This window comes from Xanthomonas sp. NCPPB 2933 (genome assembly GCF_056725225.1).
The window spans coordinates 2884873-2895591 of the sequence record NZ_CM161518.1; the positions used below are offsets into that span (position 1 = coordinate 2884873).

Sequence of the window (10719 nt, forward strand, 5' to 3'; positions counted from 1 at the left end):
TCTATCTCGACACCACAACGGTCCCGCTCGCTTCGACGATCCCCTGCACCACCCGGCGCGAGGACGAGTTCTCCACCGAGACGCGCTCGTTTTCGCCAGCGTCCGACAAGGCGCGACCGCTCATGCGCACTTCCAGACCGCCGTTGCGCGACACCAGCGGCACCGTATCGCCGCGCCGCACCAGCCGCTGCGTGACCAGATCGTTCGACGACAGCAGCGACCCGGCCGGCAGAATGCGCCGGGCGGTCTTGCCCACCGCAGCCACCGGATCGGCGAGTACCGCACCGACAATGCGCGCGGCATCGCGTTTCTCGATGCTGATATCGGCCAGCGAGATGGTTTCTCCAGCGCTGATGCCGCGGCGCAACACCAGCACGTCCTGATTGCGACGCACCTTGAGCGGCACGAACAGACGCCAGCCGGCCGGCTGCGGGCAGGCCACTTCGACGGTGTTGGTCCCGGTGGGCTGCGCCTGCAGCGCAATCGGACAAGCCGGCATGCGCAGACCCGGATCGAGCGTGGCCTCGGCCTCGGCATCGGGGCCGACGGTGGCCAGGGCGGCAGCACGGATGGAATCGACAGACTGGTAGCTCTGGGCCCAGGCCGGAGCGGCAGCCAACAGAATGACAAGCAGTAGCAGGCGCATGGGACCAGATCCGGAGGAAGACGAAACAGACAGTGCAAGAGGTGTGCCTGTTTTTTGCCGGGATTGGAAATTCGGGATTGGGGATTCGCAAAGGCGGCTTTGCCGGTGATTCGTTTACTCGTTGCCAAGGCCCTTTCACCCACTGCATCTATCCGACCAACTGTCACTTAAGCTTTCAAGGACGCAGAAGCAGCAGCGGCCTGACCACTCGCTAGTGCACGCCTTTGAGCCAATCCCAAATCACCCAATCCCAGCGCTTGAGCGAATCCCCAATCCCGATTCCCGAATCCCGGTGGCACTCCGCAGCCTGCAAAGCCCCCTCAAGTTATTGGGCCACCCTGTCGATATCTGCCCCATGACCCACGATCTGCTCAACCGCATCGACCAGCGCACCCGTCTGGCTGGCCACAATCGACTGGCCCTGCTGCTGTTCCGGCTGGGCGGGCGCCAGCTTTTTGGCGTGAACGTCTTCAAGGTGCAGGAAGTGCTGCGCCGCCCGGACCTGTTTCAGGTCCCCGGCCTGCCGACCGAGTTCGCCGGCGTTGCCGACGTGCGCGGGCGCTCGGTGCCGGTGCTGGACTTGGGCCTGGCCATCGGCCACCCGGAGCGCGACACGCTTTCCGAAAACGGCCCTGGCTATCTGGTGGTGGCCGAGTTCAACCGCTCGGTCCAGGGATTTCTGGTCAGCGGCGTGGAGCGCATCGTCAATATTGCGGTGGAAGATATCCATCCGCCGCCGGAACTGGGCGCCGAAGCCACTTATTTGACAGCGGTGACCCGTTTCCAGGGTGAGTTGATCCAGGTGATCGACGTGGAAAGCGTGCTCGCCGACATCGCCAAGGTCAGCAAGGACGTGCAGCTGGATCCCTCGCTGCAGCTGGTTGCCTACGACCGGCAGTTCCAGGTGCTGGTGGTGGACGATTCGCGGGTGGCGCGTCAGCAGATCCGCAGCGTGCTCGACCAGCTCGGCGTCGCGGCAACCTTGTTGTCTGACGGCCGCCAGGCGCTGGACCATCTCTTGCAGGTGGCAGCGTCAGGCGAGAATCCGGCCGACCGCTACGCGATGGTGATCTCCGACATCGAAATGCCGGCGATGGATGGCTACACCTTGACGACGGAAATCCGGCGCACGCCGGGGCTGCAAGGCCTGTACGTGCTGTTGCATACCTCGTTGTCGGGTGTGTTCAACAACGCCATGGTCGAACAGGTCGGCGCCAATGCCTTCGTGGCCAAGTACAGCGCGCACGAATTGGCCGATTATGTGTTGGCGCGCCTGAAAGTGGTCGCCGAAGCGGCCTGATCAGGCCAATCGGCTGCTGGATCCGAGCCGATAACAGCAACAAGGCGTCGCGCCGGGCTGCAAAAGGCTTCGCGGCATAGAAGTGGTCAGTGCGTCGACGCGCTTTTGAAGTGACACCTGCCGACTCCAGACCGCCCCAGGATGCCGAACCTTCGGCTTGGCGCGCTTGATTGAACCAACGTCGTGACGGACACAGGTCCATCGCGTTTCGCGGACGGCCAAGGCGCCGTCCGTCGGCAGCACCGATCATTCTTCGCGTTCTGCGGCCCGCACCACCTCGATTGGCACAAACTTTGCTTTCTCCCTGGTAACACTTCGCGGGAGAGCACCGTGTCCAACTCCATTTCGTCCTTCCTCGGCATCCACGGCGATGCTCTGCCGCTGCGCGAGCAGCGCATGAAGCTCATTGCCAGCAATCTGAGCAATGTGGACACCCCTGGCTACAAGGCCAAGGACATGGACTTCGAGGCCGCGCTGAAATCCGCCGAGGGCATGCGCGACGGCAGTCTGATGCAGACCACCGACGCCAAGCATTACGAAATCGGCAGCAGCAGCGGGCTCAACCCGTTCCAGATCACCCGCGAGTCCGATCAGCCCAGCCTGGACGGCAACACCGTCGATGCCGACGCCGAACGCGCTGCCTACGGCCGCGCCGCGCTGGAATATCGCGCCTCGCTGAGCTTCCTCGAATCCAAGGTGCGCTCGATGCTCACCGCGATCACGGGCCAATAAGTCATGAGCAATCTTCCCATCTTCGATGTGGCCGGCTCTGCGCTGCATGCGCAATCGGTCCGGCTGAGCACGATCGCCTCCAACCTGGCCAATGCGGACTCTGTCGCAGGCTCGGCCGAGGCGACCTACAAGCCGATCGAGCCGATCTTCCAGGCCCAGCAGAACCGCCAGGATCCCAGCCTGACCTCGGTAAACGTCAAGGAGATCACCACCACCAACGCACCGCCGATCCGTCGCTACGAGCCCGGCCATCCGCTGGCCGATGCCGACGGCTACGTGTTCTCGCCCGACGTGGACCCGGTGGCGCAGATGGTCAACATGATCTCGGCCTCGCGCAACTACCAGGCCGGCGTGGAAATGCTCAATACCGCCAAGGAACTGGCGCTCGCGACTCTCACGATGGGTCGCTGACCCTTCTTAGCTGACCTTTACTAACGGACCTTTCCAGATGAGCACGATCGGCAGTGACCTCTATAAAACGCTCGGCCTGAGCACCAGCAGCACCGTCGCCAAGAAGGAAGAAGCGCTCGGCCAGGCCGACTTCCTCAAATTGATGACCGAGCAGCTGCAGCACCAGGACCCACTCAAACCGATGGAAAACAGCGCGTTTCTGGGCCAGTTAGCGCAGTTCTCCACCGTGCAGGGCATTGGCGATCTCAATACCAAGGTCAGCAATTTTTCTGCATCGCAAAGCAGCGATCAGGTGCTCAAGGGCGCGGCGCTGGTTGGCCACAACGTGCTGGTGCCATCGGCGCAGGTGTCCATCGACGCCACCAACTCGGCCAAGGGCGTGGTCGCCGCAACAGCGGCCGGCACGGTCAACTTTGAAATCACCGACGCCAACGGCACCTTCGTCAAACAGCTCAGCGTGCCGTCCAGCGCCGCCGGTGAAGTGTCGTTCGCCTGGGACGGCACCGCTGCCAACGGCAACCGCATGGCAGCGGGCAAATACGGCGTCACCGCCACCCAGACCGACACCGCCGGTTCCAAAAGCAAACTGGCCACCTACGTGGACGCACCGGTAGACAGCGTCACGATCGGCTCCGATGGCCTGTATCTCAACCTGACCGGGCTAGGCACTTCCCCGCTCGCCAACGTGCTCCGCGTCAGCTGAGCCGGCAACCGACACTTAAAGGACCTCATCCATGGCTTTCAATACCTCGTTGTCCGGCATCAACGCAGCCAATGCCGATCTGAACGTGACTTCCAACAACATCGCCAACGTCAACACGACTGGTTTCAAGGAATCGCGCGCCGAGTTTGCCGACATGTTCCAGAGCACCAGCTATGGTCTGTCGCGCAATGCGGTGGGTTCGGGCGTGCGCGTCAGCAATGTGGCGCAGCAGTTTTCGCAGGGCAATATCGACCCGACCGGGCGCAGCCTGGATCTGGCGATCTCCGGCGAAGGCTTCTTTGCCGTGTCCTCCAACGGCGCCAAGATGTACACCCGCGCCGGCAACTTCCAGACCGATGCCAACGGGTATGTGGTCAACCCGCAGGGCGCGCGCCTGCAGGTATTCGCGCCCAATCCCAGCGGCAATGGCTTCGACGTGGGCCGTTTGTCCGACCTGCAGTTGCTGACTACCGACAGCCCGCCCAAGTCGACCTCCACGGTCAACCTGGCCTTCACCCTGCCCGGTAATGCCACCGCGCCGACGGTCACCCCGTTCAACCCGGCCGACGACAAGACCTATAGCCATTCCACCGGCGGCATCAACGTCTACGATTCGTTGGGCGTCAGCCATGTGCAGACCTCCTACTTCGTCAAGACGGCCAACCCGAACGAATGGCAGGTGCACAACTACGTAGACGGCGCCGCGGTCGGTGCCCCGACCGCGCTGCAGTTCTCCGACACCGGTGCGTTGACCAACCCGGCTAACGGCATCATCGCGATGGACCCATTCACCCCGAGCACCGGCGCCGGCGTGCTGAACATGCAGCTCAACGTCACTGGCTCCACCCAGTACGGCGAAGCGTTCGCACTGCGCGACACCCGCCAGGACGGTTACGCCAGCGGCAAGCTCAACGAGATCAGCATCGACACCAGCGGCGTGGTGTTCGCGCGCTACTCCAACGGTGCCGACAAGGCGCTGGGCCAGGTCGCGCTGAGCAGCTTCGTCAACCCGCAGGGCCTGCAGTCGCAGGGCAACAACATGTGGGCCGAAAGCTACACCTCCGGCGCCGCCCGCATCGGCGCACCGGACACCTCGGACCTGGGCCAGATCGAATCCGGCTCGCTGGAAGCTTCCACGGTGGATCTGACCGAGCAGCTGGTGAACATGATCGTGGCCCAGCGCAACTTCCAGGCCAACTCGCAGATGATCTCGACCCAGGACCAGGTCACCCAGACGATCATCAATATCCGATAAGCCGGGATTGGTGATTGGAGATTAGGGATTGGCAGGAGCCGGTATTGCGTTATTCGGATACCGGCCCCGCTTCCCTTCTCTCCACTCGCAGCAACCCTGCTTTTACGAATCCCGACTCTCGAATACCGGTGCCCCATGGACAAAGCCCTCTACGTTGCAATGACCGGTGCCCGCGCTTCGCTGCAGGCGCAGGGCACCGTGTCGCACAATCTCGCCAACGTCGATACGGTGGGGTTCAAGGCCGCGTTGGCCAACACCGAGGCGTTCAAGATCCAGGGCAAGGGCTATCCGTCGCGGATCGATGCGCTGCATGTGGACCAGGGTTTCGATCGCAGCCAGGGCCATCAACAGGTCACCGGCAATCCGCTGGACGTGTCGCTGCAACAGGACCGCTGGCTGTCGGTGCAGTCGCCTGACGGCAGCGAGGCCTACACGCGTAACGGCGAGTTGGCGCTCACCGCCAATGGCCAGCTGGTGACCGCCAATGGGCATGCGGTGCTGGATGAAGGCGGCGCCCCGATGACGATTCCGCCGCACCAGGCGATGGAAATCGGCAGCGACGGCAGCATCTCGATCATTCCGCAGGGCGAAGGCCCGCAGACCATGGCCATCGTCGGCAAGATGAAGGTGGTCGATGCCCCCGCCGACCGTTTGACGCGGCGCCCGGACGGGCTGATGCGCAACACCAGCACCGACCCAGCGCAGGCGTTCCAGATCGCCACCGGCAAGACCATCAACAGCGGCATGCTGGAAGGCAGCAACGTGGACGCCGCCGGTGCGCTGGTGGAAATGATCCAGCTGCAGCGTCAGTTCGAAATGCAGGTCAAGATCATCAAGAACGGCGACGACAACGCACAATCTGCCAATTCGATGATGCGGCTGAACGGCTAAAAGTGGCTCACTCTGTGGCTTTGCTGCAGAGCGCTTGCCCGCCCACCGTCGCGGGACACGTCGCAAGTACGTCCCTGCACTCTGTTCTGAACGGCTAAAAGTGGCTCACTCTGTGGCTTGGCTGCAGGGCCCTTGCCCGCCCACCGTCGCGGGACACGCCGCAAGTACGTCCGTGTAGTCTCTTACGCGGCATCCATGCCGCGTAAGGTCCCGCGACAGTGGGCGGGCAAGGACCAGTCGAGTTGATCGGTACGCATGGTTTTTAACAAAGCAGCCAGCAACCTGTCTGGTGCGGTGTCCTCGCTGCGCTCTTGATGCTGTGAGTTTGCTGCAGGGTCCTTGCCCGCCCACCATCGCGGGACACGCCGCAAGTACGTCCGTGTAGGCTCTTACGCGGCATCCATGCCGCGTAAGGTCCCGCAACGGTGGGCGGGCAAGGACCAGTGGAGATGGTCGGTGGGCGTGGCTTTCAACAACGCGACCAGCAATCTTTCTGGTGCGGTGCCCTCGCCGATTGCGGGACCGTGTGGCGGCATGGATGCCGCCACCGAGCCTCCACGGATGGATTCACGGCGTGTCCCGCGAGCGGTGAGGGCACCGCGCCCTCGACCGACCCAGCGTTTGACCTGGCTTCTGACTGCATCCAACAAGATGCAGCCAACGAAACCACTGCGCTCCTCGTCAGCGAGCCCCGCCACGTTCTGTTAGCCGTTCTGAGATGACCGGCAACCGATCTACCGCGCCTGATCTGCAGCGCAAGTTTCCACCGCTTCCGCCTAGCTGCTACCCACCTGCAGCCAGCCCTGCCCTGCGCAGGCCGCCGCGCCCCACTCCGCGTGATCCACCGCACAGCCGGCAAAAATCCGGCGCGGGTTTGGCACGGCACGTGCATATACCCAGCCGTGCCCGGAACACATCCCCGGGTCTAACGAGGAATCGGGTCATGAATCAGGCTTTGTGGGTCGCCAAAACCGGACTGGATGCGCAGCAGACGCGCATGTCGGTCATTTCCAACAACCTGGCCAATACCAATACCACCGGCTTCAAGCGCGATCGTGCTGCGTTCGAAGACCTGTTGTATCAACAGGTGCGTGCGCCGGGCGGTTCCACCTCCGCGCAGACGCAGTTGCCGACCGGCCTGCAGCTGGGTACCGGTGTGCGCGTGGTCTCCACCTTCAAGGGCTTCGACCAGGGCAGCCAGCAGCAGACCGGCCGCGCGCTCGACGTGATGGTCAACGGCCGCGGCTTCTTCGAAGTGCAGATGCCCGACGGTACCTCCGCCTACACCCGCGACGGCACCTTCCAGATCAATGCGCAGGGCGAAGTGGTCACCAACAGCGGCTACCCGCTGCAGCCCGGCATCCAGGTGCCCGAAGGCGCGCAGTCGCTGACCATCGGCAACGACGGCACCATCAGCGTGACCCTGGCCGGCCAGGCCGCCGCGCAGGAAATCGGCGCGCTGACGTTGACCGACTTCATCAATCCCTCGGGCCTGCAGTCCAAGGGCGAGAACCTGTTCGTCGAAACCACCGCCTCCGGCCCCGCGCAGAACGGCACTCCCGGCCTCAACGGCCTGGGCACCACCGTGCAGGGCGCGCTGGAAGGCAGCAACGTCAATACGGTGGAAGAGCTGGTGAGCATGATCGAGACCCAGCGCGCCTACGAAATGAATGCCAAGGCGATCTCCACCACCGACTCGATGCTCGGTTACTTGAACAACAACGTCTGATCGGCTCGCCGCTCGTCGCCCTCTCAGGAACTCACGCCATGTCACGCCTGCCCTCTCTCTCCTCTCTGGGTCTTGCCCTCGCCTGCAGCGCGCTGCTGGGTGGCTGCGTGGCAGCCGGCGATGTGCGGCCGTTTGCCGAACTGGCGCCGATCGTGCCGGTGGTCGCGCCGGTGGCGCAGCCCACTGCCGGTGCCATCTATGCCGCCGGCCCGGGCCTGAATTTGTACGGCGACCGCCGCGCACGCGATGTCGGCGATCTGCTGACGGTGAACCTGGTGGAAAGCACTACCGCCTCGTCCACCGCCAACACCAGCGTCAGCAAGGCCGACACCGTGGACATGAGCACGCCCACGCTGCTCGGCGTGCCGCTCACCGTCAACGGCACCGATGTGTTGCGCAACTCCACCAGCGGTGACCGCAGCTTTGCCGGCAAGGGCAACACCGCGCAGAGCAACCGCATGCAGGGCAGCGTGACCGTCACCGTGATGCAGCGCCTGCCCAACGGCAATCTGGTGATCCAGGGGCAGAAGAATCTGCGCCTGACCCAGGGCGACGAGCTGGTGCAGGTGCAAGGCATCGTGCGCGCCGCCGACATCGCCCCGGACAACACCGTGCCCTCCAGCAAGGTGGCCGACGCACGCATCGCCTACGGCGGCCGCGGCGCGATCGCGCAGTCCAACGCGATGGGCTGGCTGAGCCGCTTCTTCAATTCCCGTTTGTCGCCCTACTGAGCCTGCGACCATGAATCTGTCTTCCCTGCCCTTCCGTCTGCTCGCTGCCGCTGTCGCGGTCTGCGCGATCGCCGCGCCGGCCTCGGCCGAGCGCATCAAGGATCTTGCCCAGGTCGGCGGCGTGCGCGGCAACGCGCTGGTCGGTTACGGCCTGGTGGTTGGCCTGGACGGCAGCGGCGACCGCACCAGCCAGGCGCCTTTCACCGTGCAGAGTTTGAAGAACCTGCTCGGCGAGCTGGGCGTCAATGTTCCGGCGAACGTCAATCCGCAGCTGAAAAACGTCGCGGCGGTGGCCATCCACGCCGAATTGCCGCCATTTGCCAAGCCCGGCCAGCCGATCGATATCACCGTCTCCTCGATCGCCAACGCGGTGTCGCTGCGTGGCGGCTCGCTGCTGATGGCACCGCTGAAAGGCGCCGATGGCCAGGTCTACGCGATGGCCCAGGGCAACCTGGTGGTCGGTGGCTTCGGCGCGCAGGGCAAGGATGGCTCGCGGGTGTCGGTCAACATTCCCAGCGTCGGTCGCATTCCCAACGGCGCCACGGTCGAACGCGCATTACCGGACGTGTTTGCCGGCACCGGCGAGATCACGCTCAACCTGCATCAGAACGACTTCACCACCGTTTCGCGGATGGTCGCGGCGATCGACAACAGCTTCGGCGCCGGCACCGCGCGTGCGGTCGATGGCGTCACCGTGTCGGTGCGCTCGCCCACCGATCCGGGCGCCCGTATCGGCCTGCTGGCGCGGCTGGAAAACGTCGAACTCTCTCCGGGCGACGCGCCGGCCAAGGTGGTGGTCAACGCACGCACCGGCACGGTGGTGATCGGCCAGCTGGTGCGGGTGATGCCGGCGGCGATCGCGCATGGCTCGCTCACCGTGACCATCAGCGAAAACACCAATGTCAGCCAGCCGGGTGCCTTCAGTGGCGGCCGTACGGCAGTGACGCCGCAATCGACCATCACGGCCACCTCCGAAGGCAGCCGCATGTTCAAGTTCGAAGGCGGCACCACGCTCGATCAGATCGTGCGCGCAGTCAACGAAGTGGGCGCGGCTCCCGGCGACCTGGTCGCCATTCTCGAAGCTCTGAAGCAGGCTGGCGCGCTGACGGCGGAGCTAGAGGTCATCTGACATGCGTATCGCAGCCTCGCCCATTGATCTCAACCCGAGCACCAAGGCCGATCCGGCAAAGATCGACAAGGTCTCACGTCAGCTCGAAGGCCAGTTCGCGCAGATGCTGGTCAAGAGCATGCGCGATGCGAGCTCCGGCGACCCGATGTTTCCGGGTGAAAACCAGATGTTCCGCGAAATGTACGACCAGCAGATGGCCAAGGCGCTGACCGAAGGCAAGGGGTTGGGTCTGTCGGCGATGATCTCCAAGCAGTTGAGTGGCGACACTGGCGGCCCGGCGTTGAACACCTCGCTGAGCACCGCCGATGCGGCCAAGGCCTACGCACTGGTGGCCGGCAAGCGCGATGCCTCGTTGCCGCTGCCGGCACGCGATGGCGCGGCAACCAGCGTCGGTGCGAGCCTGGGCGCAGCTGTCGGCACCGCTGCAGGCATCGGCGCAGGCGGCCTGACCGGGATCGGCATGAGCCAGGTGCTGGATCTGATCGCCGGGCGTACCGGCGGTGGCGAGTCCGGCGGCGACGATGCGGCCGCACTGAGCTGGCCGTCGGCCAACGATCGCTGGAGCGATGTGGCGGTCAGCGATGCCGCCGATGCCAGTGCCGCGGTCAATGCGAGCGCGGCCAGCAGCGCCGCCGCCAGCCTGGGCGAGCGCACCCCGGAAGGCTTCGTCGCCAAAATCTGGACGCATGCGCAGAAAGCCGCGCGCGAACTGGGCGTGGACCCGCGTGCGCTTGTTGCGCAGGCGGCACTGGAAACCGGCTGGGGCCGCCGCGGTATCGGCAATGGCGGCGATTCCAACAACCTGTTCGGCATCAAGGCCACCGGCTGGAGCGGCGACAAGGTCACCACCGGCACCCACGAATACGTCAATGGCGTCAAAACCACCGAAACCGCCGATTTCCGTGCCTACGGCTCGGCCGAAGAGAGCTTTGCCGACTACGTGCGGCTGCTGAAGAACAACAGTCGTTACCAGCCCGCACTGCAGGCCGGCACCGATATCAAGGGTTTTGCACGCGGCTTGCAACAGGCTGGGTACGCCACCGATCCGGGCTATGCAGCCAAGATCGCGGCGATCGCCAACGGTCCGACCATCGACCGCGCGGTGGCCGCCATCGGCAACGCGGCGGCCGACCTGTCCAACCGCTATGCCAGCACCGCCGAGCCCGCCGGGCTTGGCACCATCCGTCGTTGA

The 10719-nt window shown here is 64.5% G+C and carries 11 protein-coding genes; 10 read left to right on the forward strand and 1 reads right to left on the reverse strand.

Features of this window, described 5'->3' with window-relative positions; translation table 11 throughout:
• Position 1: 1 nt before the first annotated feature.
• Complete coding sequence (flgA, locus tag AC1PLU_RS11745; RefSeq protein WP_006450204.1) at positions 2–646, reverse strand: flagellar basal body P-ring formation chaperone FlgA; 645 nt, start codon at positions 644–646, stop codon at positions 2–4.
• A 355-nt stretch (positions 647–1001) separates the two neighbouring features.
• Between flgA and AC1PLU_RS11750 the strand changes: the two genes are divergently transcribed.
• The 10 genes from AC1PLU_RS11750 (at position 1002) to flgJ (ending at position 10719) form a co-directional block, all read left to right on the forward strand.
• Positions 1002–1946, forward strand: coding sequence for a chemotaxis protein (locus tag AC1PLU_RS11750; RefSeq protein ID WP_006450205.1), 945 nt, complete (start codon positions 1002–1004; stop codon positions 1944–1946).
• Between the two features lie 330 nt (positions 1947–2276).
• Entirely contained in the window at positions 2277–2678 is a 402-nt protein-coding gene (gene flgB / locus AC1PLU_RS11755; protein ID WP_481106313.1) for a flagellar basal body rod protein FlgB, read from the forward strand.
• A gap of 3 nt (positions 2679–2681) precedes the next feature.
• Positions 2682–3089, forward strand: coding sequence for a flagellar basal body rod protein FlgC (gene flgC / locus AC1PLU_RS11760; protein WP_023903962.1), 408 nt, complete (start codon positions 2682–2684; stop codon positions 3087–3089).
• A gap of 37 nt (positions 3090–3126) precedes the next feature.
• Positions 3127–3792, forward strand: a complete 666-nt coding sequence (locus AC1PLU_RS11765) for a flagellar hook assembly protein FlgD (protein ID WP_481106314.1) — start codon at positions 3127–3129, stop codon at positions 3790–3792.
• Between the two features lie 31 nt (positions 3793–3823).
• Positions 3824–5047 (forward strand): flagellar hook protein FlgE, encoded by a 1224-nt coding sequence (gene flgE, locus AC1PLU_RS11770; protein ID WP_481106315.1) that lies wholly within the window; start codon positions 3824–3826, stop codon positions 5045–5047.
• A gap of 135 nt (positions 5048–5182) precedes the next feature.
• Positions 5183–5938 carry a flagellar basal-body rod protein FlgF gene (gene flgF, locus AC1PLU_RS11775; RefSeq protein WP_006450210.1) on the forward strand — a complete coding sequence of 252 codons (756 nt, stop codon included), beginning with the start codon at positions 5183–5185 and terminating at the stop codon, positions 5936–5938.
• Between the two features lie 943 nt (positions 5939–6881).
• Positions 6882–7667 carry a flagellar basal-body rod protein FlgG gene (flgG, locus tag AC1PLU_RS11780; RefSeq protein ID WP_006452262.1) on the forward strand — a complete coding sequence of 262 codons (786 nt, stop codon included), beginning with the start codon at positions 6882–6884 and terminating at the stop codon, positions 7665–7667.
• Positions 7668–7705: 38 nt separating this feature from the next.
• Positions 7706–8398 (forward strand): flagellar basal body L-ring protein FlgH, encoded by a 693-nt coding sequence (flgH, locus tag AC1PLU_RS11785; RefSeq protein ID WP_104550400.1) that lies wholly within the window; start codon positions 7706–7708, stop codon positions 8396–8398.
• 10 nt (positions 8399–8408) lie between these two features.
• Positions 8409–9527, forward strand: coding sequence for a flagellar basal body P-ring protein FlgI (locus tag AC1PLU_RS11790; RefSeq protein ID WP_006452264.1), 1119 nt, complete (start codon positions 8409–8411; stop codon positions 9525–9527).
• A 1-nt stretch (position 9528) separates the two neighbouring features.
• Entirely contained in the window at positions 9529–10719 is a 1191-nt protein-coding gene (flgJ, locus tag AC1PLU_RS11795) for a flagellar assembly peptidoglycan hydrolase FlgJ (RefSeq protein ID WP_023903954.1), read from the forward strand.